General features: G+C 47.6%; 27 protein-coding genes and 1 riboswitch. All 27 genes read right to left on the bottom strand.

Annotated features, from left to right (window positions below; all coding sequences use genetic code 11):
* Window positions 1–22: 22 nt before the first annotated feature.
* Window positions 23–505: a flavodoxin domain-containing protein gene (locus HCN83_RS09660; RefSeq protein ID WP_343033695.1), complete on the bottom strand. Its 483-nt coding sequence runs from the start codon at window positions 503–505 to the stop codon at window positions 23–25.
* Complete coding sequence (locus tag HCN83_RS09665) at window positions 502–1,566, bottom strand: ribonucleotide-diphosphate reductase subunit beta (protein WP_425483610.1); 1,065 nt, start codon at window positions 1,564–1,566, stop codon at window positions 502–504. The genes HCN83_RS09660 and HCN83_RS09665 overlap by 4 nt, the downstream gene beginning before the upstream one ends.
* Window positions 1,566–3,824: a ribonucleoside-diphosphate reductase subunit alpha gene (locus HCN83_RS09670; protein ID WP_168006726.1), complete on the bottom strand. Its 2,259-nt coding sequence runs from the start codon at window positions 3,822–3,824 to the stop codon at window positions 1,566–1,568. Before HCN83_RS09670 ends, HCN83_RS09665 begins: the two co-directional genes overlap by 1 nt.
* Window positions 3,825–3,995: 171 nt before the next feature.
* Window positions 3,996–4,177, bottom strand: a riboswitch (cobalamin riboswitch).
* A 165-nt stretch (window positions 4,178–4,342) separates the two neighbouring features.
* Window positions 4,343–5,194: an MBL fold metallo-hydrolase gene (locus HCN83_RS09675; protein ID WP_168006728.1), complete on the bottom strand. Its 852-nt coding sequence runs from the start codon at window positions 5,192–5,194 to the stop codon at window positions 4,343–4,345.
* Between the two features lie 11 nt (window positions 5,195–5,205).
* A complete protein-coding gene (locus HCN83_RS09680; RefSeq protein WP_168006730.1) occupies window positions 5,206–5,646 on the bottom strand; it encodes an Rrf2 family transcriptional regulator in 441 nt (146 codons plus the stop codon).
* Window positions 5,647–5,782: 136 nt separating this feature from the next.
* Window positions 5,783–7,378: an L-lactate permease gene (locus tag HCN83_RS09685; RefSeq protein WP_168006732.1), complete on the bottom strand. Its 1,596-nt coding sequence runs from the start codon at window positions 7,376–7,378 to the stop codon at window positions 5,783–5,785.
* Window positions 7,379–7,519: 141 nt separating this feature from the next.
* A complete protein-coding gene (locus HCN83_RS09690) occupies window positions 7,520–8,569 on the bottom strand; it encodes an NAD-dependent deacylase (protein ID WP_343033698.1) in 1,050 nt (349 codons plus the stop codon).
* Window positions 8,570–8,755: 186 nt separating this feature from the next.
* On the bottom strand, window positions 8,756–9,187 hold the full coding sequence (locus tag HCN83_RS09695; protein ID WP_168006734.1) for a hypothetical protein: 432 nt from the start codon (window positions 9,185–9,187) through the stop codon (window positions 8,756–8,758).
* A gap of 72 nt (window positions 9,188–9,259) precedes the next feature.
* Window positions 9,260–9,463 (bottom strand): YwbE family protein, encoded by a 204-nt coding sequence (locus HCN83_RS09700; RefSeq protein WP_168006736.1) that lies wholly within the window; start codon window positions 9,461–9,463, stop codon window positions 9,260–9,262.
* Between the two features lie 204 nt (window positions 9,464–9,667).
* Window positions 9,668–10,585 carry a nickel transporter permease gene (gene nikC, locus HCN83_RS09705; protein WP_168006738.1) on the bottom strand — a complete coding sequence of 306 codons (918 nt, stop codon included), beginning with the start codon at window positions 10,583–10,585 and terminating at the stop codon, window positions 9,668–9,670.
* Window positions 10,586–10,597: 12 nt separating this feature from the next.
* Window positions 10,598–11,599: an ABC transporter permease gene (locus HCN83_RS09710; RefSeq protein ID WP_168006740.1), complete on the bottom strand. Its 1,002-nt coding sequence runs from the start codon at window positions 11,597–11,599 to the stop codon at window positions 10,598–10,600.
* A 95-nt stretch (window positions 11,600–11,694) separates the two neighbouring features.
* The gene (locus HCN83_RS09715) at window positions 11,695–13,410 is read right to left on the bottom strand and encodes an ABC transporter substrate-binding protein (protein WP_168006742.1); all 1,716 of its coding nucleotides are present in this window, start codon (window positions 13,408–13,410) and stop codon (window positions 11,695–11,697) included.
* Window positions 13,411–13,423: 13 nt separating this feature from the next.
* The gene (locus HCN83_RS09720) at window positions 13,424–14,443 is read right to left on the bottom strand and encodes an ABC transporter ATP-binding protein (protein WP_168006744.1); all 1,020 of its coding nucleotides are present in this window, start codon (window positions 14,441–14,443) and stop codon (window positions 13,424–13,426) included.
* Window positions 14,406–15,443 carry an ABC transporter ATP-binding protein gene (locus HCN83_RS09725; RefSeq protein ID WP_168006746.1) on the bottom strand — a complete coding sequence of 346 codons (1,038 nt, stop codon included), beginning with the start codon at window positions 15,441–15,443 and terminating at the stop codon, window positions 14,406–14,408. Before HCN83_RS09725 ends, HCN83_RS09720 begins: the two co-directional genes overlap by 38 nt.
* Before the next feature lie 1,241 nt (window positions 15,444–16,684).
* Entirely contained in the window at window positions 16,685–16,954 is a 270-nt protein-coding gene (locus tag HCN83_RS09730) for a hypothetical protein (protein WP_168006748.1), read from the bottom strand.
* 52 nt (window positions 16,955–17,006) lie between these two features.
* A complete protein-coding gene (locus HCN83_RS09735; RefSeq protein WP_168006750.1) occupies window positions 17,007–17,171 on the bottom strand; it encodes a hypothetical protein in 165 nt (54 codons plus the stop codon).
* Between the two features lie 134 nt (window positions 17,172–17,305).
* A complete protein-coding gene (locus HCN83_RS09740) occupies window positions 17,306–17,626 on the bottom strand; it encodes a gas vesicle protein (RefSeq protein ID WP_168006752.1) in 321 nt (106 codons plus the stop codon).
* Window positions 17,627–17,643: 17 nt separating this feature from the next.
* Window positions 17,644–17,940 carry a gas vesicle protein K gene (locus tag HCN83_RS09745; protein WP_168006754.1) on the bottom strand — a complete coding sequence of 99 codons (297 nt, stop codon included), beginning with the start codon at window positions 17,938–17,940 and terminating at the stop codon, window positions 17,644–17,646.
* Complete coding sequence (locus tag HCN83_RS09750) at window positions 17,937–18,149, bottom strand: gas vesicle protein GvpJ (RefSeq protein WP_168006756.1); 213 nt, start codon at window positions 18,147–18,149, stop codon at window positions 17,937–17,939. Before HCN83_RS09750 ends, HCN83_RS09745 begins: the two co-directional genes overlap by 4 nt.
* A gap of 12 nt (window positions 18,150–18,161) precedes the next feature.
* Window positions 18,162–18,980 (bottom strand): GvpL/GvpF family gas vesicle protein, encoded by an 819-nt coding sequence (locus tag HCN83_RS09755; protein ID WP_168006758.1) that lies wholly within the window; start codon window positions 18,978–18,980, stop codon window positions 18,162–18,164.
* Window positions 18,981–18,983: 3 nt separating this feature from the next.
* Entirely contained in the window at window positions 18,984–19,217 is a 234-nt protein-coding gene (locus tag HCN83_RS09760; RefSeq protein WP_168006760.1) for a gas vesicle protein GvpG, read from the bottom strand.
* Window positions 19,214–19,960, bottom strand: a complete 747-nt coding sequence (locus HCN83_RS09765; RefSeq protein WP_168006762.1) for a GvpL/GvpF family gas vesicle protein — start codon at window positions 19,958–19,960, stop codon at window positions 19,214–19,216. The genes HCN83_RS09760 and HCN83_RS09765 overlap by 4 nt, the downstream gene beginning before the upstream one ends.
* A 2-nt stretch (window positions 19,961–19,962) precedes the next feature.
* A complete protein-coding gene (gene gvpN, locus HCN83_RS09770; RefSeq protein ID WP_168006764.1) occupies window positions 19,963–20,976 on the bottom strand; it encodes a gas vesicle protein GvpN in 1,014 nt (337 codons plus the stop codon).
* Window positions 20,977–20,978: 2 nt separating this feature from the next.
* The gene (locus HCN83_RS09775) at window positions 20,979–21,257 is read right to left on the bottom strand and encodes a gas vesicle protein GvpO (protein WP_168006766.1); all 279 of its coding nucleotides are present in this window, start codon (window positions 21,255–21,257) and stop codon (window positions 20,979–20,981) included.
* A 68-nt stretch (window positions 21,258–21,325) separates the two neighbouring features.
* Entirely contained in the window at window positions 21,326–21,589 is a 264-nt protein-coding gene (gene gvpA, locus HCN83_RS09780; RefSeq protein ID WP_168006768.1) for a gas vesicle structural protein GvpA, read from the bottom strand.
* A gap of 28 nt (window positions 21,590–21,617) precedes the next feature.
* Window positions 21,618–22,091 carry a hypothetical protein gene (locus HCN83_RS09785; RefSeq protein WP_168006770.1) on the bottom strand — a complete coding sequence of 158 codons (474 nt, stop codon included), beginning with the start codon at window positions 22,089–22,091 and terminating at the stop codon, window positions 21,618–21,620.
* A 13-nt stretch (window positions 22,092–22,104) separates the two neighbouring features.
* Entirely contained in the window at window positions 22,105–22,497 is a 393-nt protein-coding gene (gene gvpU / locus HCN83_RS09790; RefSeq protein ID WP_168006772.1) for a gas vesicle accessory protein GvpU, read from the bottom strand.
* Between the last annotated feature and the right edge of the window lie 7 nt (window positions 22,498–22,504).

Below are 22,504 nucleotides of genomic sequence, written 5' to 3' on the forward strand. Positions count from 1 at the left end.
TTCCTCTACAGTGTATTCGCTTTCATCGCGTCATTTCCTGCCGCTTTTGAACATGCTTTTTTTTCACAGCCTTGTAATGACTTAAATAAGTCCGCACGAATGATGCTGCCCGTTCATCATCACTGGGCTGAGGAAGCAGCTCCACTTTAAGGGCCGGGGCACTTTCCCCGGTTACCAGCTTAAGCAATGAACGAAGCCGGTCCACCGCTCCGCAAAAGTGAGGATAAAAGGAATCGCCTGTGCCAAATACACCGCACGGAACCGCTGTTAAATTCTGTGATTTTATCCGGTCAACTACAGGTTTCATATGACGGGGAATCTCACCATTTCCCCACGTATATGTTCCAAAAAGGATCCCGTCGCATTCGGATAAGTCCAGATTGCCGCGGATATCACGGACGGCCTTTTTTTCAGCTTTCATTCCTGCTTCCTCAAGTTTCAGCATAATCAGGTCAGCGAGTTCATCTGTGTTTCCAGACATAGACTGAACGACAACGGTGATCACAGCTCATCGAACCCGTTCTGTTCCGTTACTTTCGTGTACGCTCTCGATTTTTGTTCAAAGAAATCTGATTTCGTTTCATTCATCATGTCATCACTGAATACCTGTATCCACGGCATCGGGTTTTCCGGACGGTTATACAAATTAGCCAGTCCCAGCTGTCTGAACCGCTTGTCTGCCAGATATTCAACGTAGGATTCGTACTCCTCCGTGTCAATGCCTTTTATATCCTTGAGCAGCACGGCAGCCCACTCTTTTTCCAGTTCGACGGCCTCAGCAATCGTATCGTAAATAAATGCTTTATTCTCTTCCGTTCTAAGCTCTTCATTTTCAGCCATCAGAATTCGGATAAACTGCGAAATAAAATAGGCGTGCTGCATTTCGTCTCGCTGAATGTAGCTGATCATCGTACTTGTTTTCACCATTTTCTGATTGCGGGCAAGATGATAAAAGAATGCAAAGCCGGCATAAAAATAAATTCCCTCCAGATTGACCGAGTTAATACAAAGCTCAAACAAACGCTGTGGAGACGGTTCCTCACGGAAGCGCTCGTAGGAATCGAGAATCAGTGCATTCCGTTTACGAACGAGGGGATCGTTTTTTGCATCGTCAAATGCCTTTCTCTGCTCATCCGTGGAGACGAGCGAGCTTAATACGTACGAGTAAGATTCATTGTGTACGGCTTCCTGCTGGGCAATTACAGCAAAAACCGCTTTAAAACTCGGATCGCTCACGTAGTCAAGCACCATTGACATGGTCGGAGTCTGCAGGCTGTCAAGAGACGCCAGCTGTGTATTCACCTTCAGAAAAATGTCTTTTTCTATAGATGTTAACGAATCCCACTGCTTAATATCATCCTGCATGTTGATTTCCTGCGCTTTCCAGAAGTTGGACAATAAAACGTGATACATATCATACATCTGCGGATAGGCGATATCGTTCCAGTTTAAAATGCCCGATGCTCGGCCATTAATGATTCCGGTCGATTTGTTAGCGTGCTCCGGTTCAAGCAGCTTCATTTTTGTTAAGGTCATCGTATCTTCCCTTCCCTTCGTCAGCTTCATCAGGAATGACAGCTTTCACATTCTTCTATTTCACCTTGTGAGGTGCTGCGGACGTAATAGGTCGTCTTCAGTCCCTGCCGCCATGCTTCCATGTGTAAATGCAGCAGATCTCTTGCGTGAATATCATGACGGACATACAGATTAAAGCTGATTCCCTGGTCTACATGCCGCTGGCGTGCTGCATTCTGACGAATACTCCACAGCTGATCCAGCTCATGTCTGGCCCGATTGTAATATGGGTACGTATGATGCGTTAAATCCGGCGGGGTTACCTTCAGCTTAAAGTTCTTCTTTTCTTCCGCGTATTCCAGGGCATAAATTGGATCAATTCCATCCGTGGATCCAGCAATTTTTGCCGTTGATGAATTTGGAGCGACCGCCATCAGCCACCCGTTGCGAATTCCGCTTTTCGCTGTTTTTTGTTTTAGTTTGTTCCAGCGCTCCGACTTATAGCCCCTCCGCTCAAAGAAAAGTCCGCTTTCCCACTCTGAACCGGAAAACGCAGGATATGCACCTTTCTCTTCAGCGAGCGTTGCACTGGCCTGAATAGCTGCGTATGAAATCCGCTCGTACAGTTCATCTGCAAAGGCAACCGCTTCTTCTGACTCCCAGTGGATGTGATTTACGGCAAGAACATGGTGCCAGCCGAATGTTCCAAGTCCGACAGCGCGGTATTTTTTATTCGTTTCCTGGGCCTGCCCGACAGAAAGTGTGTTTAAATCGATTACGTTATCGAGCATTCTCATCTGAATCGCTGCTGTCCGCTCAATCACATCGTCTTTGTATGCAGAAGCCAAGTTTATTGAAGAGAGGTTGCAGACAACAAATTCGCCTGGCTTGCGAACGATGACGATACTGCCATCCTCTGCCACGTACTCATCGGTTATCTCTGACGCAGACATGTTCTGAGCGATCTCCGTACAGAGATTGCTGCAGTAGATGGACGTCCTCCCCAGCGCTTTTTTATTCGGATTACTTCTGTTTACTTCATCGCGGTAGAACATATACGGCGTGCCTGTTTCGAGCTGCGCGATCATGATCCGCTTCATGATGTCCATCGCCCGGTACGTTTTTCTTGGCAGCATCGGATGGCCGCACGCTTCCTTATACTTTTCCGTAAACGCTAAATGATCCGTTTCATCGTAGAAGTCTTCCAGTCCGAGCGCGTTTCCACTCTCATCCTTCCACCCCATAAATGTTTTCACCTGGTGCGGACAAAACACCGACCACTCACCGATGCTGCGGCCAGTTTCATCTGTTTCTTCCAGTGTCCGCATAAAGTGATCCGGTATGCTCACGCCTGTGAAAATGTCGTGAGCTTTTCGTCGTTCATCGCCGTTATTTGTTTTTAAGTCCAGAAATCCGGTCATAATATCTTTGTGGAAAATATCGAGGTAAACGGCAACAGCCCCCTGACGCTGTCCAAGCTGATCAACGCTGACTGCAGTATCGTTTAACAGACGGATCCATGGGATAACGCCGGACGATGTTTCTTTGAACCCCTTTATGTCGGAACCAAGCGCCCTTACTTTTCCAAAGTATACACCGATGCCTCCCCCGTCTTTACTTAATCTGGCCGTGTCCCAATTGTTTAAATAAATTCCGTCCAGCGAATCCGAAACTGTGTCGATAAAGCAGGATGAAAGCTGTCCATAGCTCTTGCCTGCATTGGCTAATGTCGGTGTCGCTACTGTCATGTAGAGGTTGGATAACGCCCAATAGGCTTCCTTCACCAGCTCAATCCGCTTTTCTGCCGGCTCCTGCTGCATAAGTGCCATTGCGATAACGAGCCATCGTTCCTGCGGCAGCTCCCATACCTGCTTCTCATGGTCACGAGCCAGGTAGCGGTCGGAGAGCAAAAACAATCCGATAAAAGTAAATGAATGATCCCGCTCCGGTACGATAATCGCTTCTAAATGATCAATTTCTGCTTTTGAATATGTCTCAAGCAGCGCCTTGCTGTAAATTCCTTTTTCTGTAAGCGTATGAAGCAGGTCATGAAATCCGCTGTATGCTTTAACACCACGCTGTAATTCTGCCTGTTCATAAAGTTTCTTTAAGTAAAAACGTGCAGCAGCAAACGTATAATCAGGCTGATCCATTGCCACCTGATTCAGTGACGTGTGAAGTGCATGATCAAATGCCTCGTCCTCATGCTTTAACTCCACCTGCTGTTTAAGTTCTGATAAATCGAGATCGTAGCTCTTTTCAAGCTCTGTCATCGTCAGCTGAATGCGTGATTGTAGTGCAGATTCCATTGAGAAGCCTCCTTTTTCTTTTCATAATTCACTATATTGAATGATCTTGCGCAAAACAGCGGAACCATAAAAAAGTGCCTCTTCGATTGGAAGAGACACGAAAAAGGAAACAGCGCAGACAGCCGGAGTCCCGGCGCTGCACCATTTCCTTTCTCAATCCCCGAAGAAAAGAAACGTCTGAAACGTAAGGCAGGTCTCCTGGCTTCTGCATCATCCTTACAGCTTCCCTTCCCGTTAAAAAACAGTGGGTGATCAGCTGCTCGTCAGCAGTTACAGTTGCGGGGACAGCTCCGGCCTTAAACCGGATTCCCTATTAAACCACTTTCGCGGTACCTTTACGTTTCTGCACGCTATATTTAGATGTCTGTTCGCTCAAACACTCAACATATTGATTATGCTACCTCTATTCCCAGCTATTTGCAACCTAAAACTTTTTCAGAAAAGGCATTTTTCAATGAATCACTGCAGCCTATTCTTTTTTTAACGGCTGCATCGGTCCGCTTTGCAGACGCTCAGTCTCACAGCTGTTTACCATTCATAAAATAATGCGCTGCCAGTTCTTCTTCCTCGAATAAAGGCTTCCCGTATTCGTTCATTAACAGCTGTTTCAGATCGGCTTCATTCTCTGCCTGTGAGCTCAATAAAGCTGTTTTTTCAAGCAGCTCCAGCTCCTCTGTGAACATTTCTTTTGACAACGGCTTCCAGTGCGAAATAATGTTCTGTGAAGAAGAAAAAGGCTTCAGCTTTTCGACAAGCTGCTTCGTTCCTTCAGAAGTGTAGTGCCAGGAGGAAGCGTACAAATTCGGAGCTGTGATATCTCCGGCAAACAGAATATCCTCCTCTTCAAGATGGACAATTAAGTGATCTGGCGCGTGATCACCGCCTGCATGCACAAGCCGGCATGTGATACCGCCGAGATCGAGCACGAGCTCGTCGTTGAACGTGATCTCCGGCATATGAATACGAATAGAGCGCTCCATCTGAAATTCTTTTTTAATGGCTTCTGCACAAAACAGAATCTCTTCTCCAGAGTCTACTCGTAAGTCGAGAGCTTCATCGTCCCACGTGTACGACGACAGCCGCTTTAGCTCTGTTTTGGTGGCTTCGGTACTGATAACAGGTGTTCTGTTCAACGCAGATGCTCCAAAAACATGATCCCAGTGCCAGTGTGTCAAAACAGCAAGAGACGGAGCAGGAACACCGCTCCGCGTTAATTCATCCAGAAACAGGCGCACATGCGCTTCTGAATTACCTGCATCGATTAACAACGTCAGGTTATCCCCTACCACTGCTCCGAGAATCGGCCGGTCTGTTTCTTCTACGGGAGTCAGATAATAAAAGCGATCAGACAGCTTTTTCAATTCCTGCATGTAAACTCCTCCTAATCAGACTGTTTTAGAAGGGCTGCCAACGCATCCCTGTTATCCGTAATGTCTTCCAGCGTATACTGGTCCAGCACATCCAGATAAGCCGCGAGTGCATCCGAAAGAGCAAACTGCAGCTTGCATGCGGGTGTGATCGGACACGTATTCGTTTCGCTGTTGAAGCATTCCACCATATGGAAATTATCTTCCGTATGTCTCACAACTTCACCGATATTAATATCCTGCGGCTCCAGCGCAAGGCGTATTCCGCCGTTTCTTCCACGGATTGTCTCTATGTAACCAAGCTTTCCGAGTCGGTAAACGACCTTCATCAAATGATTTTTGGAAATGCCGTAAGCCTCTGATATATCTTTAATCTGTGACAATCTCCCTGAAGGCCGGACCGCTGTATACATCAGTACACGCAGTGAAAAATCCGTATATTGAGTTAGATGCATGGAGTTTCTCCTTCCATTTGCTTCTGCTGTCTCACAAGCAAATGCTGCTTCAACAGTATCCTGTCAAAGCAGCACCATGTCTTTCTATCAGTGTAGCATACGAACCTGGTGAAACGCATAGTCCGAAGAGTGACCGTTAAAACAAGCCTGCTGCGCCGGCCAGAATCGAACCTGCGATGCCGATCAGGGCTGCGTAGCCTAACGCCGGAAAAACCGTCCTCCTGATGATATCCCCTTCTTTGTCCGCCAGTCCGACAACGGCCGCAGCTGCCACGACATTGTGAACAGAAATCATATTTCCTGCTGCAGCTCCGGCAGTCTGCTGGGCGAGCACCAGCGTCTGATCAAGGCCGGCTGCAGACGCAACAGACGTCTGAATCGGTGCAAACGTCAGACCTGATACCATTGCGCTCCCGGTTATAAACGATCCTAGAAGTCCAAGAAACGGGGCAGCCAAATGCCAGACGCTCCCAAGGCCGGAAGCAAGCATAACGGCAATATGTTCCGGCATCGACACAAGATCACCGGCATTAACTCCGGAATTAATAAACACGTTGACCAGAGCAAGTGTAGGAAATAGCGCCAGAGCGGCCCCTGTCACCATCTTGCGTGATTCCATCACCGCTTCTTTGACTACGGCGAGCTTTTTACGCTGAACGAATACAGAAAGCACAGCGGCGAGCAGAAGTACAGCGCCCGGCGAATAAAGCACCTGCCACGTAGAAGAGGCTGTTTCCACTCCTAGAATCGTTGTCCACGATAAATCCACCGCTGTTTGTGCAAATTCCTGAACCGGCTCGACAATTCTCGTCAGCAGAAGCAGGCCGATGACGATAAAATAAGGACTCCATGCTGCAAGAAGCGACATGTCCGGCGTTTCTTCTTCCTGGACATCGTTTTGATCAAGCGCTTTTTTCCATTCCGTTTTCGGCATCAGTATACCGTAACTCGCTGTCGCAGCTGCGACTGCAAGTGCGGTCAATGCAGCGAGGATAGCTACGAATTCAGGACCGAATAATATGGCATACAGAAGGGCGGATCCTGTGTAGCTTATCCCTGTCAATAATGCCCAGGGAACCATTTCACGTGTGTCTTTCAAAGCGTTTTTTCGGTCTGCAAAAAAAGTAAGTACAAAAATCAGCAGGAGCGGAATAAACGTTCCTGCTCCGATATCCATTGCGGTGATGCGGACCGCCGTCTCCTGGAAGAGCGCTGCGTCAGCTCCTGGAACTCCCCCAAGCCCAATGATAACCGGTGTTCCGACAGCTCCAAAGGAAACAGCCGTACTATCTGCGATAAGCGCCAGAGAGGCTGCTGCCATTGGCGCAAATCCAAGGGCGACGAGCAGCGGACCGGTGACGGCAGCCGGTGTGCCAAACCCGGCCGCTCCTTCAAGCAGACTTCCGAACAAAAATGCTGTAAGCACCGCCTGAACACGCATATCTCCTGAAACACGCCGGAATCCCTGATTGATTCGTACGACAGCACCAGTGCGTTTCAGCGTATTTAACAGGACGATAGCGCCAAGCAGAATGAAGAGGATCGTGACAGCCTGGTGGAACCCTTCCAAAATGGAAGCAGACAGGACGATAAGCTCCATTTGCCAGACCAGTCCGGCAAGGAATATAAACAAAACAGCACTATACAGCATGCCTTTTTTTGCGGGCAGGCGCATCACGACCAAAAAAATAAAAGGAAGAATAATTGCACTTAATGCTGTAAGCATGAACATTACAGGTGCCCCTTTCTCTTGTTCAATGTTACACATAATTGTATAAAGATAATAACTGATTCCATTATACCGTGAAATCAGTCGCTGAAAAATCATATTTACCACAAAAACATGTCGACTTTGTGAAATATTGAGCAATAATCATTTCTTTACACTTTTCAGCAGCCGGTCAACCTGCTGCAAAATCTCTCCCGCCCGGCCTTCCAGGACCAAATCAAAATCAGCCGCCGCACCGCTGTACTCTGAATTAATATAAACGGACCTGCCGCTGGACATGAGAGGGATCTGATTGGCGGGATACACTTCCAGACTGGTTCCGATCGTAATGATGAGATCTGATTGCTGAACGGCTGCGAGAGCATCATCCCAGTCTTTTTCAGGCAGTATTTCCCCGAAAAGAACTACGCCCGGCCGCAGTTTGCCGCCACAAATCTGACATGGTATCCCTCGGCGGAAATCCTGCTCCGAAGCCTGTTCATCGCACCTGGAACATCTGACGGCCTGCAGCCTGCCGTGAAGCTCGTACACATTCCGGCTGCCTGCTTTGCGATGCAGGCCGTCCACGTTTTGAGTAGCCACAGCCTGAACCATGCCGCGGCTTTCCCAGGATGAGATAACGTGATATCCCGCATGCGGGACAGCTGCCTCGAGCGACTTCATTCTTGCAGCATAAAAATCCTTAAACAGCGGATAGTCATCATTCAATGCGTCCGGCGTTGCGACTGTTCGGGGATCGATCCGCCTCCACCATCCCTCTTTCGACCGGAAATCAGGGAGGTTAGATTCCGTGCTCATACCTGCTCCTGTAAAAAACACCGTCCGTTCAGCCGTTAACAGCCAGTTTGCCAGCAGTGCAGCTTTTTGCTCTGCTTCCGGATAGCAGGCTTCAAGCCAGGCCATAAATGATGATTCATTTCTGTATTTATGATGCAGCACCCGCTTCTCAACCGCATTTGCAATCACCGGGTTTACATATAAAGGATACAAAGACAGCCAGGCAATATGGCTCAGAAGGTGGAGACCGTCCTCTTTTCCTCCTCCCGACGTCTGATACGCAACTCCTTTCGAAGGTTCATCCGTACGGAGGCGGAAATCCCACCCTCCATCTTTCCGCTCAGCGCCTTTCAGTTCAATTGTGCCGCCCCCCGTTCCAATCGAGAGCAGTGTCGTCCATTCCTCTGCTTTTCTCATAAGATGTCCTCCTGGCTGGTGCGGGACCGCTTGAAACCCCAGGCTCTTTGCCTGTAGTTTATACCGCAGTTCATTTTATAAACGTGTTAACCCGTACCAAAGCCATGATAAACGTCTGAAATTTTTAATGAATATTTACGACTGATACAGGTGGTAATCTATACCCCGTCACGCCGTCATATAACCTTAGCTTATCCGCTTATAAACGGGACGTTTTTCCCCTATTTGTTCATAAAACAGAGAGATATCTTCTTCTCTTAGCATATCTGTCTGCAATACCTCCTGAGACCCTCCCGTTTTTACGAGTATGCAGCCCTCCTCTGCCCACACTGTGTAAGATAATTCACCCCATGGCACGAGACGTTTTTTTCTGGCTGGACCTTCATGAATATAAATCCCTTTTTCCTCTGTTCGAAATAATTCAACGCGGTGCAGCCGCAGGAAATAAAAGCTGACAACTGCAGCGAGCAGCGAAGTCAGGGCTGCTGCAGCCTCCAGCAGTCCAAACCCGCCGAGATTTATTCGCGCAGCCGTCAGCCATGCTGTCATGAAAGCTGTCACTGCCCATAAAAAGCCAAGCACCGTCCAGTTCCTTTGTTTTGCAAATAGAAATGACATATCGTACGCTCCCGTCTGCAATTCATTAAAAAAGAACGCTCCGCCAGCTGGCAGCGAAGCGTTCCATATCGTTTACTGCTTCTGATCCAGAATTTCTTTTACACGCCCTACGGTACCGTCTTCCAGACGCACTTTAATCCCGTGCGGATGTGTTGCAGATTTAGTCAGCAGGTCTTTGACAACGCCCTCTGTCAGCTTCCCTGTCTGCTGATCCTTCTTTTGTACAACAGATACTTTTGCTCCCGGAGTAACCGATGCCCGGTTTTGACCACTCATCATAGCAGCCCCCTTTCCTAATCTAGTATAGCTGATTACAGCAGAGGTAAAAAGCACTGACCTGCTTAATATTGTTGTAAACATGATCCGCTCCGGCATTATAACGAGCGTGCACATAAATGAAACCCTGTCAGGTTTCGACAGGGTTATTAAACAGGATAAAGCAGTGTGCGGTCTGAGATTGTTTCACACGTCTTTTAATCGTTACGTTTTCATTTTTGGATCAAGTGCATCTCTGAGTCCGTCTCCAATCATATTGAAGCCAAGTACAACGAGCATGATGGAAAGCCCCGGAAACAATACCGTCCATGGTGCACTTTGAATATATTGCCTCGCATCAGACAGCATGCTGCCCCACTCCGGCGTCGGCGGCTGCGCTCCAAGCCCGAGAAAGCCGAGTGCTGCTGCTTCCAGAATAGCAGTACCAAAACCGAGCGTCGCCTGTACGATGATTGGCGCTGTACTGTTTGGCAATACGTGGTGAATCAGGATTCTTCCGCTTTTCATTCCCTGAGCCTTTGCAGCCAGAATATATTCCTCTTCCCGTATTGAAATTACTTTGGACCGAACGAGCCGGCCAAAAATCGGAATATTAATGATCGCAATTGCAATTAAGGCATTTTGAAGCGATGGACCTAGAATAGCCACGATTGCAATGGCAAGCAAAATGGACGGGAAGGCGAGCATAATGTCAAAGATGCGCGAAATAATCATGTCGATCCAGCGCCCGAAATATCCGGCCACTATGCCGAGCAGAGAGCCGAAAAAGAGCGCGCCGGTTACAGCAAAGAAACCGACCATCAATGATATTCTCGCACCGTAAACAATTCGTGTAAAAATATCCCGTCCAAGATCATCTGTCCCGAACCAATGATCTGCATTTGGTGACTGAAGCCTCGGTCCGGCATTGATCGATTGTGGCTGATAGCTCGTCAGCAGCGGTGCGAAAATCGCCGTCAGAATAAAAAAGGCAATGATAAACAATCCGACGAGAGCGAGTTTGTTTTTCTTCAGCTCTTTATAAGCAACCTTCCAGGGAGAGGCTGGTGCCGGGAGCACCGTACCGGCCTCGTCTTGCTCAGGGCCTGGAATGGGGCTTTTTTGTTTTTTAGCCTGTTCCATATTCCTCTCCCCCTAATATTTAATACGCGGATCAATATAGCTGTACAAGAGATCCACAATCAGATTGATAAATACAAACATCGTAGCAATGACAAGAATCCCGGACTGAATAACAGGATAATCCCGAGTACCGATCGCTTCAAACACATACCTGCCGATACCTGGCCAGCTGAAGATCGTTTCTGTTAAAATCGCCCCGCCGAGCAACGTTCCGGTCTGCAGACCGACTACCGTTAACACCGGTATAACGGCATTTTTAAATCCGTGCCGGTATACGATTGAAAGGTGATTGATTCCCTTTGCCTGCACCGTGCGGATGTAGTCAGAGCGCAGAACCTCCAGCATGCTGGAGCGGGTCATTCTCGCAATAATAGCCATTGGAATCGTCCCAAGCGCGATTCCCGGAAGTACAAGGTGCTTCAGCGAGGTAACAAACTGATCAGGTCTGCCTGAAAGCAAGGTGTCAATCAGATAAAAATGGGTGACTGTTTCCACAGGATCCCGCGGGTTCGAACGGCCAAAAGCGGGCAGCCATCCGAGCTCCTGAGCAAAAATCCACTGCTGCATTAAGCCTAACCAGAAGATCGGCATCGATACTCCGATGAGTGCGATCAGCATGGCTGTGTAATCAAACATAGAATTTTGTTTCCATGCGCTGATGATTCCCGCATTGACACCGACGATGACAGCAAACACCATTGCGAAAAACGTCAGCTCAATCGTCGCTGCGAGAAACGGCCATATTTCCGCAGAAATAGCAGCATTTGTTCTTAGCGAATTACCCAGGTCGCCTTGCAGTAATCCGGCCATGTATTCTGTATATTGCACAAAATAAGGTTCATTCAACCCAAGCTGCTCCTCCAGCTGTTCAATCGCAGCCGGTGTAGCCTGCTCGCCGAGAATCGTCTGGGCAGGGTTACCCGGTATTAGATGAATGATGGAGAATGTAATCAGCGACATTCCGATAAGCACCGGAATGAGCATAAGCAGTCTTCTTATTGTATATGAAAGCAATTGCCTGCACCCCCCGCTGCCTTACAGCGTATGTATCCATTTTTTACATAATGAATGCAGCGGACAGGCAACCTGCCCGCTGCATCAAATTACGGTTAGTCCATCAGTTCAACATTTGTAAGCGGCTCACTGGTAGATGGATGTGGAACGTAACCAGAAACCCGTTCGCTGCCTGCGAGAACCGGAATCGAGTGTACGAGTGGAATCATCGGTGCTTCTTCATGAATGATTTCCTGCGCTTCCATGTAAAGCTCTGCACGCTCGTCTTCGTCGATCGTTACCTTCGCTTCATCGAGAAGCGCATCTACTTCATCATTGCGGTAGAAGTTACGGTTACCACCAGGAATGGCATCTGAGTGCAGCAGGTTGCCGAAGAAGTAATCTGGATCTCCGTTAACACCCGACCAGCCGAGCATGAACAAGTCATGTTCACCGGCTTCTGTCTGTTCCAGATAAGTCGCCCATTCCATGCTGACGATGTTAGCCGTTACGCCAATTTCATCCAGGTTTGCCTGCATAACCTCTGCAGCACGCTGAGGATCCGGCATGTAAGGACGCGCAACCGGCATCGTCCAGAGATCGAACTCGAGGTCCTCATAGCCTGCATCTTCAAGCATTTGCTGCGCGAGCTCCGGATCATACTCATATGCCTCAATCTCGTCATTATAGCCGAGGTAGTCAGGCGGAATCAGGTTCTTTGCCGGCTCTGCCTTATCAGCGTAAAGAAGGGAAATGAGGTTTTCTTTGTCAATCGCATGGTTGAGCGCACGTCTCAGCTCTGGATCATCAAACGGCTCTTTATCTTCGTTAAAGCCAAGATAACCGATGTTATTGGTAGCACGCTCAAACGTCTGAACGCCCTCCTCACCATCAAGCTGCTCCAAATCATCCGGGTTCAGACCATCCATAATGTCAATTTCCCCTGATCGAAGTGCCGTCAGACGAGCAGAGTTGTCAGGAATCACCTGGAAAATCACCTGGTCCAGCTTTGGAAGGTCCTCCTGCCAGTAGTCCTCATACTTCTCCAACACGATCGAGTCATCACGAGACCAGCTTACGAACTGGAATGGCCCCGTACCAACCGGATTCTCGTTAATCTCAGCACCATACTCTTCAAAAGCGGCAGGAGATGTGATGGAGAAGTAGCTCATGCCCATATTCTGAATAAAGGAGCCGAGCGGCTGATTCAGCACAAACTCGATTTCATAGTCATCGAGTACGTTGATTTCATCAATAACGTGCCCATCATCGCCTTCGAAACCACCGAACTGTGTACCATAAACGCTGTATGCGTATCCCTCATCTGCAAAGTGGAATTCATGATCCGGATCGGCCCAGCGCTCAAAGTTCAGTTTGACCGCATCGGCATTAAAGTCCGTTCCATCATGGAATGTGACGCCTTCTCTCAGCTGGAACGTATAACGAGTTCCGTCGTCATGCACTTCCCAGTCTTCTGCAAGGCCTGGCTGAATTTCAAATGAATCTTCTTCAAAGCTGAGCAGCGACTCATAAATTTGTTCCGTTACCCTGGAGGATTCCCCGTCTGTAACGCTCGCATAATCGAGACTGACGGAATCACCGCCTCTGGCAAAGATCAGTGTCTGATCCTCTGAAGGCGTCCCTGCTTCCTCACCGCCATCGTTGTCCTCCTCAGCACCAGCCTCATCATTCTCCTCGGCACCATCGTCTGCAGCGTTGTTGGCTTCAGCGTTGTTGTCAACATTCGTGTTCCCTTCGTTGTTATCTCCGCCACAGGCCGTAAAAAGCAGTGCAGCTGCAGCAACGGACGTCAGTACAAGAGACTTTTTCATTCCATTTCCCCCTTTATGATTGGTGTTCTATAGTGGTTTCTGCCGACTGTCGAGTACGTTCCTCCTTATAGAGGTGACAGGCAGCAAAATGGTTAGCTCTGATTTCTCTGAATTCAGGTACGACGCTGCGGCATTCTTCCATGACGTGCGGGCACCTTGTGTGGAATGGACATCCGGAAGGCGGATCCGCAGGACTGGGAACATCCCCTTCTAAAATAATGCGTTCCTTCTTCAGATCAGGATCCGGCTCCGGCACTGCGGACAATAAAGATTGCGTATAGGGATGCAGCGGCTCAGCATAAAGATCATCTTTATCTGCAAGCTCAACCATTTTCCCAAGGTACATCACACCGATCCGGTCACTGATATGCTTTACAACACTTAAATCATGTGCAATAAAAACATACGTTAGTCCGAATTGCTCCTGAAGATCCTCCATCAAATTCAGCACCTGGGCCTGGATCGATACGTCAAGCGCAGAAACCGGCTCATCGCAGATAATCAGTTTCGGACGTACAATCAGCGCCCGGGCTATCCCGATTCGTTGACGCTGCCCTCCGCTGAACTGGTGCGGATAGCGGGAAGCATGTTCAGGCGGAAGGCCGACAATTTCCAGAATTTCTTCTACCTTTTTTCGCCGTTCCTCCTTCGTACCAATGCCGTGAACGATCAGCGGCTCCCCGAGAATTTTTTCGATTTTATGACGCGGATTCAACGACGCATACGGATCCTGAAAGATAATCTGCATATCGCGGCGCATCTTGCGCATTTCTTCCTGAGAGAGAGAGGTAACATCTTTTCCCTCAAACAGCACTTCACCTGCTGTCGGTTCAATCAAACGGAGAATGGATTTGCCAGTTGTTGATTTTCCGCATCCTGACTCCCCGACAATTCCGAGAACTTCTTTTTCATATACATCAAAAGACACATCGTTTACAGCTTGCACATCCCCGATTCGGCGGCCAAACACGCCTCCCTTTATCGGAAAGAATTTCTTAAGGTTTTTGACTTGAAGCAGTGGCTGCTGGCTCATGGGGAGCACCCCCTTCCGAGTCATAAAGGAAGCAGCGGCAGTCATGCCCTGATCGAATCTTGAGCAGCTCCGGATTCTCTGTCAGACAGCGGTCAAAAACGTGTTCACACCTTGCAGCAAACCGACATCCAGTTTGGACGGAGCCGGGCTTAGGAACGTTGCCCGGAATGGAATACAATCGTTCATCTCGACCTGACAGCTTTGGCAGCGAACGAATCAGTCCGACGGTATACGGATGCTTAGGTGCTTTTAAGATCGTGCGAACATCCCCCTGCTCCACTACTTTACCGGCATACATGACAACTACTCTGTCGCATATTTCAGCTACGACCCCTAGGTCATGGGTAATCATCAGAATTGCTGTTCCTTTATCACGGTTCAGATTCTTCATGAGCTCAAGAATCTGAGCCTGAATAGTCACATCAAGTGCCGTGGTCGGCTCATCTGCAATCAGAATTTCCGGATCAGATGCCATCGCAATCGCGATCATGACGCGCTGCCTCATTCCTCCTGAAAGCTGATGTGGATATTCATATGCAATTTCCTCTGCCCGGGGAATACCGACGATTTTCAGCATTTCCACAGCTTTTTGATGCGCTTCTTTTTTAGTGAGCTTACGGTGCTTTCTTAATCCTTCGGTAATTTGAAAGCCAATTTTATAGAGTGGATCCAAGGAGGTCATTGGCTCCTGAAAAATCATGGACAATTTGTTTCCGCGAATAGCACGGATCTGTTTTCCGCTTAGTTTTGTTAAATCCATCTTTCCGCCGTCTCCGGCTTCGAACAGAATTTCACCTCCAACAATCTTTCCCGGCGGATTCGGCACCAGCCCCATGATCGAAAGTGATGTGACACTTTTTCCACATCCGGACTCCCCAACTACTCCGAGCACTTCTCCCTCATTAATATGAAAGCTGACATTATCCACGGCAGGGATCTCGCCGCTGTCGGTAAAGAAATGCGTCTGCAGATTCTTTACGTCGAGTACTTTTCTGCTCATGTTGTCCCCCCGGTTAAACTGTTAGTATGTACGCAATTAGAAATATTCAAAAAATTATATCTTAAAAAATAAATTACTACACTGTTACACATTTAGCAATTACTATTTTCAAATTTTTATAAGATTCTGGATATACATGTAATTACATCAATCTTGTATGATATGCCTAAAGCCTTACGCATCAAGGTTCTCACGATCTATTTCGAATCTTGAAATATATGAAACCACATGAAATCTTTTTTCGCTGCATTATGCTGCGATAGCGTTTATGAAATGCTTCACATAGTTCAGCGTGTCGAAAATCTCGGTTTAGGTGGATCGTATCTTCGGGTACTCGCTTTCCGGAAGGAACGGCCTCGGCTAACCGCTTCCTCCAGCTGTCCGCCGGATCTTCACCGCGTTCTGGTCCTGCCGGAGTCGAGGTCCTCCGAATTCAGCAGCTGGCAGGACAGGTGAAACGCCTGATTTCTATTAGCACGAGCCTGCTGAACCTTCCCCCATACGACGTCTCTTTAATGATTAGTGATGCCAGTGCTTCGCAGCATTCACCAGATATGCTACGGGCAGTCTGGGTCATCCAGCGACACCATCGCATCCGTGATTTTAGGCGACTGTTCGATTTCCCTCGTGCTAAGTTACTTTTGCGAAGGCTTACGTTGTTTTATTCGTTATAACGGTCTGTTATGTTGCGTAAGTTACTTTTGACCGCTGGTAAGTTCGTTTCATTGAGTGCTCTGTTACAATTGTCGGGCGTTGGGCTTTTGCCATCCGCAACGTTGTTTTTACAGTCAACATTTCCTGCCAGAACAGCGCGGGGGTCGATAAGCAGCATACATCTGTATGAAAAAAAGCTCATCGGCTGTAGAGGATCCGTGAAAAGCCCGGGTTCGAGCGAAGCCTCATAGCCGTTCGATCTTGAACGGCCATAAAAGCGCGAGCGGAGCCGGACCGGGTCTTAAAGGCTTCTCGCGAGAAGCCTGAGTCCGAGTGAAGCCGCGGTCTTCTCACTACAAATAGAGGTTTTCCCAGAGAAATAGCCGAATGTAAGCCCTCGACAGGCGACTGCTCGATTTTTCTTAGTTCCACCTAATCGTTTGATCCGTCCGTTCGTTCTCCTGTCCAGCGCTCGTTTTATTTCACTGCTTTCTCCAGCACAAAAAAACGGGCACAGGCCCGTTTCTGACAAACGTATGTCGTACCAGTTGCTTATCAAGTATGCCTGGAACTGGAACAGTGATTTTTTAAAGCTGCGTTGTCTCTTGTACGGGGGCGCGGTTGTATTTTGTAAAAAACGCTCCAATGATCAGAAGGATGAAGGCTGCCGCGGCAGCAGGTGTTTCATACGGCAGAGCGAACGTATACGGTACTGCTATGATGACTGCCGCACTCAGCATACTTACAGGGGTTACGGCCGTTCTCCAGCCTTTCAAGCCTGCCATTCGTCTTCTCCGGATGCTCATAAAAGCAAACAGCGGCAGCAGCACCCAGAAAATAAGCCACATCGTGTTCATTCGTTACTCCCTTCCCTCTGCCGGCTAAAGCCCTTGATTCGTAATCTTATTCTCAAAAAAGAAATAAGATGATGAGAACAATTGCAGCGGCTTGCAGTATTGAAATGATAATCAGCTGATCTGCAGATTGATTGACACCAGGTATGAACCGCCTGCCGAGGAAGTTAATTGCAAGCATCAGCAGCAATCCCATTGAAAAAATGACAGCTGCCTCCATAGCCTTCACCCCCCGCATTTTATGAAATCCTTTATGTATCAGCTCTTTCCATTATAAAGAAATGACAGCCGCACTGCCACACCAAAAAAGCAGAGCACCGGTTTACGGATTCCTCTGCCTTCCTGTCGGCGATATTACTTTTTACTGCTTTCTTCCTGAGCGAGCAGTCTGTCTTCAAGCCGCTGGATTTTATCATGAAGTTCATTGTTTTCCCGCTGCAGCTCCACGCCTTTTGATGAATAGTAAGGGTCGGTTTCCCACCAGTCCATTCCAATCTCCTTTGCCTTATCCACAGAAGCAACGAGCAGTCGGATACGGATCGTAATGAGCTCAACTTCAGCGAGACTGATCGAAATATCCCCTGCAATCACTACACCTTTATCCAGTACGGTTTCCAACACGTCTACAAGACTGTTTGAGGCCGTTGGGTGCTTTATCGCATCGAAATCTGACATAATCGAATCGGCTCCTTTTATAGTAGATTCCCGAGAGGTCCAAGATCGATATTAAGATCCTCTGCGGTCAGTCCGAAATACTCTTTCATTTCTTCCATTTTCTCTTCAAGCGTATATAAAGCTTCGCCGAGCCTCTCAATTTCTTCATCGGACAGCGTGCCGCTGTCCACCCGTCTCATCGCCTGACGTTCCACCAGCTGCCTGACAAGCTCAATGACCGTCAATACCAGCTCGGCCAGTCCTTCCTGAGCTTTATCAGGATCAAGCGACACTCTGCCCGGGTGGCTGTTTAACAGTTCCGGAGTTTGATTCATGTCGATTCCTCCTCCATTTCATGCTTGCGCTCCGTACTTTTGATCAGCGTATCGACTGATGTCAGCAGAATACGCAAGTCCAGGTAAACCAGGTCGATATCTGCAATGGAAATCATGATATCTCCTTTTAGCACAACGCCTTTTTCCAGTACTGCATCGAGCACGTCCAGCAGCGCAACATCTTTATCTTTATCCAGTTCCTGAAGCACTCTCTTTTCCTCCTAACTGGTCGTTTCTTTCTCTTCCAGTACTGCAAAATGATAGGGCGGCCAAGGTCCGGCTGCTTCTATTTTTATGCCGGTCTCTTCTTTCGTTAACTTTTCCTGCTCGCCTCTTAGTATGTCGGCTGCTGCCTTTGCAGCTTCCTCATCTTTAAACAGATAAACTCCGTTCCAGACCATATCCTCTGTGCGGCCGCTCAGCTTCTTCTCCCACACCTTTTTCCGGATTGAATCTGATGTATGCGGCTCCAGCAGACTGTGCAGCTGTTCACCTTTCTTTTTCAGCTCCTGATCCGCTCTCTCCTTCAGCCAGTTACTGAGCTTTTTTTTCTCAAAAAACTGCTTTCCTCGCGGCAGCTGCTCAATTTCTTCATATTTAGCCTGAATGTCCGCTTCTGTCTGCTGAAACTGCGGATCAAAAACACTCCGGTCAGCATAGAGCTTCATGCTCCACTCCTGTTTTCCCTGCAGCTCTGAAAACAAGCGCTTCATGTCTGCAGCTCGTTCATTCAGAAGAGACAAAAGCCCTTCCTTTTTCTCATACACGGTGCCAAAACTCAGCGGTATGACCATGGAGGCATGCTGCTGAAGTTCATGCATAATATGATGATGATGATAGGCTCTGTCTTTCAGCCAGTGCATGTTTTCTACGTTAGTTTGTAAGGCTTCCTGATCATAGTCAGATTCGGGCACCTCGCAGCAGGCTGCAGAAATACCGTCTGACGTAACATATGCTACTTCCGTTTGAGGTTCAATTCCGGGAAGGCCGGGTTTTTCATTTCCCTCCGGCACAAACCCGAATACGTATATAAGCGGCATTGATTATCCCCCCTCTTGTTCCAGCTGCTTTGCAATCCGGTATCGCTCAAGCAGAATAGCTTCCTCGCTGTCGTATGCCTCCTCTGAGATATCTCCGAGTTCCAGCATCATTTGCAGCCGCGCCAGCTTCTTCTGAATCGTTTCCAGATCATACAGCTCTTTATCGACTTCCTCTTTCACCTTCTCACCGACAAACTTCACTGTGTCTATTGGCCAGGTGAACAATTTAAAAATCATGGGCTTCCTGCTTTCACTTTCAAGTCAATAAAATTGTAGGCAGGCCATGGACCGGTATAGGAAAAATCAATGCGGTCCTTCCATTTTTCATAAATACGGTTCACTTCCAAGTCGAAAGCCTCTTCTTTGTCAGCATCGATTAGAAACGCTGCGTTCAGCAGCATGCGTTCGTTGATCGTTTCGTTTGATTTAGCTGCATCCGCGATCCGGGCCAGCGGTTGAAATACTTCTTTCTCAAACTCTTCGTGGAAGGATGTAACAAACTTTTTTGATGCTTCTCCGGCTGCCAGGTTTTCGTAGTAGGTGGAAGGCCTTGATCGATTATTCAGCTGCTGCTGCATTTTTTTCAGGGCCGGATTCTTCATTGCCTGTTCCTTCATCCACTCTTTTTTTCCGGTCAGCTTCAGTCCAACTTCCATCTTTCCTTCTATTTTCGGAAAGATCTGCTTAAACTTACCATAGAGCTGGCTGGCAAATTCTTTCACATCTGCTTCTGACTCCACGACATTTCCAAAGCTGACAGGGATCACCGTGCAGTCTTTCATAACAGCTGCTACGGTATCCTGATGCGCTTTTGCATTTTTTCTATTTGGTTCATAGATCTGAACCGGAGCTTCAGCTGCGACAACACTTACATCTTTATACGAAATTGTACGTACGGGATATTCCGTTCCGTCGAAGGTGACGTGACGGACCGTCATCTTTTGCTTTCCCGGAATAACAGCGAACATGTAAAATCCCATTTCTATTCCCCCTGCACTTCTTTAAGGCCTTTCCGTACTGCTGCCGCAGCTTGCTGGAAGTCCGGCGCACCTCCAAAGCGGACGAGCTCTCCGCTCAGTATATCGGTGCAGATTTCAGCAAAGTCTTTATTGTCTGGCTCCAGAGCGATATTTGCCTTTTTCGCAACGGAGGTGATCATGAGAGCAGACCGAAGACTGACAAAACCGTTTTCAGCTTTTGTAGCATCTTTTATTTTACGAAGAAGGCTCCAGATCATCTTCGCATCTTTATGACGCACCTCTGCACGCTTTTGCACAATGGTTTCCATCGTTTTCTGCGTATAATGTACTTCCATCGTCACGAGCCTGTCCATCAGTGCATCCTGCTTTTCAAATACACCAGCATATTCTTCCGGATTTGATGTGAACAATATGCGAAATTCCGGATGCACCTTCACGTACCGTTTTTTCTGCTTTGTCCCGTATAATGGAACGAGTCCTTCTTCCAATATAGACAAAAATAAGTTATTTGTTTCCGCTGTGGAGCGGGAAAATTCATCGTAAATGACCGTATGCCCTTTTTCACAGGCTTCCACCAGTCTGCCGGGAGTCCAGTCTTCCTTGATGTTCACTTCTTTTTTATATACCTGGCGGATAAAATTATCGACGAGTTTTGTACTCGTTACTCCTGTAATTCCACCTAATAAATCTTCGTTATTCATCTCGTGGTTGCCTGTAATGAGCGTTACCGGACGTCCTCTGTCTCTCGCTGCTTCCATTGCGAGAGCAGTTTTACCTGCCCCCGCCCGGCCGGTGACATGCACCGGATAGCCTGCAGCAAGCACCCTTGAGATCCGGTGAATATAATGGTTGATCTCATCGGTCTTAATGTAGGGAGCCTGTTCTGTAGTCGGTTTTTTTTGCTCCTGCTTTTTCTCAGCAGGCTTCCCAAGTGATTGTGAAGGTGCACTGCGCACTCCACCGGTTTTTCTCGCGCTGATTTCCCGTCTTGTTTGTGCCTGCTTCTGCGCAGCCATACCTATTCTGCCTCCTGTTCCTGATAAATATCTGTGGAAGTACGCTGTCTCAGAGCGGTCCGTTCAAACGAGGTTACTTCATTTTTACTATTAACTCGGACCATATAAGTTCCAACAAGCTGATCGCGGCCGTAACGTTTCATATATTCTTTCTCCTCGATCATTTCCACTCCGACTTCCCAGTAGTTGCCTTTGTTCGAAATAGCGGTAATTCTGTGTACAGGAGATAAATGTTCCTCAAAAAAATCTTTAACTGCGTTTATCAGATCATTTGCCTTCACGAAAATCCCTCCTTCACTGCATGGTAAAGAGGAGGACGATAGTACCGTCCTCCTGAACTGTTTATTTGTTATGCAAAGTTAAGCTGTTCCCTGCCGCTGTCAGAAAGGTCGCTGTCAATTTCGCCCTGTACTTCGTCACGAAGCAGGCCGACTGCTTCCGCATATCTTAACCATGTATCGACACTTGCAATAACGACTCGTGCTTCAATCGTGATCAGCTCAATGCCGACGAGTGAGATACGTGCGTACAAGTCGATAACAATCCCTTTATCAAGAATGCGGTCAATTACCTCTGCAAGACTGGATGAATCGGTACTCTTCTGAATAGCCATTTCACTATCTCTCCTTCTCCGTAAATTTTTAATACTTCTTTAACTGCGCCGCCCCTTTAATGCGGCTCGCCCCCTTCACGCTGGAGTACCCTTTGATGTCACTCGCTTTTTTAACGCCGTCTCCACCGTCAGAATCATGGCTGGTAAGGGCATTGTCTTTTACTTCTTCCTTCGCATTTTCCGCCTGGCCCTTCAATTCGTGCTTAATATCCTCGGTTCGATCTTTCGCTTTTTCAGCCGTTTCCTTCAGCTTTTCTCCGGCTTCTTCAAAATTCTCCTTAAATTCTTCTTTCTTTTCTTTCGCGTGCTGAAATTTATCATATAAGTCTTTGGCAATTTTGAAGGCAGATTCCGCTCTGTCTACTTCCGGGAAATGATCCTCCAGTGAATCCACAGCATCTTCTGCTTCGTCTTTTACTTCATCTTTTACTTCACCTTTAACTTTATCTTTTACTTTTTTCGCTTTATCAATGATCCCGTCGGAGGATTCTTCTTCAGCCATTAAAGCACCTCCTTTATGACGACTCTTTTACTTTTCCTAAAAAGAAGCCGTCTACCTCTTTCAGCTTCCCTCTCCATAGTACATCTCCTTTTGAAGGAAGAGCTGTACCGGATTCGTCGAATAACTTAGCGCCTGCGATGTGAATATAGTTGATCTCCGGCTCTTCTCCGGAACTCAGTTTGTCGGCTGCTTTTTCAAGACTTTCATAAATGCCTTTATCTGCATCCAGATCTGTATTAAACGCTTCTTTAAATTCAGTGAAATAACGTTCAGCTCCGATAAGATCACCGCTTATTATGGAGCCGTTCACATTCACTGTAACCGGAAGAGTGTAGTCTTCATTGTCATTGCAGGCTTCAATCATCATTTGAAGAATAACGTCTTTTTCGTTTTTAATTCCCGGCATAGTGCAG

It is taken from the genome of Alkalicoccus luteus (assembly GCF_012034335.1).
Taxonomy (GTDB): Bacteria; Bacillota; Bacilli; order Bacillales; family Salisediminibacteriaceae; genus Alkalicoccus; species Alkalicoccus luteus_A.

Bases quoted from the DNA above. Each gene is read 5' to 3' on its own strand.
- HCN83_RS09665 (WP_425483610.1), bottom strand. From the start codon at position 1,566: ATGAAGCTGACGAAGGGAAGGGAAGATACGATGACCTTAACAAAAATG.
- HCN83_RS09670 (WP_168006726.1), bottom strand. From the start codon at position 3,824: ATGGAATCTGCACTACAATCACGCATTCAGCTGACGATGACAGAGCTT.
- HCN83_RS09675 (WP_168006728.1), bottom strand. From the start codon at position 5,194: ATGCAGGAATTGAAAAAGCTGTCTGATCGCTTTTATTATCTGACTCCC.
- HCN83_RS09680 (WP_168006730.1), bottom strand. From the start codon at position 5,646: ATGCATCTAACTCAATATACGGATTTTTCACTGCGTGTACTGATGTAT.
- HCN83_RS09685 (WP_168006732.1), bottom strand. From the start codon at position 7,378: ATGTTCATGCTTACAGCATTAAGTGCAATTATTCTTCCTTTTATTTTT.
- HCN83_RS09690 (WP_343033698.1), bottom strand. From the start codon at position 8,569: ATGAGAAAAGCAGAGGAATGGACGACACTGCTCTCGATTGGAACGGGG.
- HCN83_RS09695 (WP_168006734.1), bottom strand. From the start codon at position 9,187: ATGTCATTTCTATTTGCAAAACAAAGGAACTGGACGGTGCTTGGCTTT.
- HCN83_RS09700 (WP_168006736.1), bottom strand. From the start codon at position 9,463: ATGAGTGGTCAAAACCGGGCATCGGTTACTCCGGGAGCAAAAGTATCT.
- nikC (WP_168006738.1), bottom strand. From the start codon at position 10,585: ATGGAACAGGCTAAAAAACAAAAAAGCCCCATTCCAGGCCCTGAGCAA.
- HCN83_RS09715 (WP_168006742.1), bottom strand. From the start codon at position 13,410: ATGAAAAAGTCTCTTGTACTGACGTCCGTTGCTGCAGCTGCACTGCTT.
- HCN83_RS09720 (WP_168006744.1), bottom strand. From the start codon at position 14,443: ATGAGCCAGCAGCCACTGCTTCAAGTCAAAAACCTTAAGAAATTCTTT.
- HCN83_RS09725 (WP_168006746.1), bottom strand. From the start codon at position 15,443: ATGAGCAGAAAAGTACTCGACGTAAAGAATCTGCAGACGCATTTCTTT.
- HCN83_RS09730 (WP_168006748.1), bottom strand. From the start codon at position 16,954: ATGAACACGATGTGGCTTATTTTCTGGGTGCTGCTGCCGCTGTTTGCT.
- HCN83_RS09735 (WP_168006750.1), bottom strand. From the start codon at position 17,171: ATGGAGGCAGCTGTCATTTTTTCAATGGGATTGCTGCTGATGCTTGCA.
- HCN83_RS09740 (WP_168006752.1), bottom strand. From the start codon at position 17,626: ATGTCAGATTTCGATGCGATAAAGCACCCAACGGCCTCAAACAGTCTT.
- HCN83_RS09745 (WP_168006754.1), bottom strand. From the start codon at position 17,940: ATGAATCAAACTCCGGAACTGTTAAACAGCCACCCGGGCAGAGTGTCG.
- HCN83_RS09755 (WP_168006758.1), bottom strand. From the start codon at position 18,980: ATGCCGCTTATATACGTATTCGGGTTTGTGCCGGAGGGAAATGAAAAA.
- HCN83_RS09760 (WP_168006760.1), bottom strand. From the start codon at position 19,217: ATGATTTTTAAATTGTTCACCTGGCCAATAGACACAGTGAAGTTTGTC.
- HCN83_RS09765 (WP_168006762.1), bottom strand. From the start codon at position 19,960: ATGGGATTTTACATGTTCGCTGTTATTCCGGGAAAGCAAAAGATGACG.
- gvpN (WP_168006764.1), bottom strand. From the start codon at position 20,976: ATGGCTGCGCAGAAGCAGGCACAAACAAGACGGGAAATCAGCGCGAGA.
- gvpA (WP_168006768.1), bottom strand. From the start codon at position 21,589: ATGGCTATTCAGAAGAGTACCGATTCATCCAGTCTTGCAGAGGTAATT.
- HCN83_RS09785 (WP_168006770.1), bottom strand. From the start codon at position 22,091: ATGGCTGAAGAAGAATCCTCCGACGGGATCATTGATAAAGCGAAAAAA.
- gvpU (WP_168006772.1), bottom strand. From the start codon at position 22,497: ATGCCGGGAATTAAAAACGAAAAAGACGTTATTCTTCAAATGATGATT.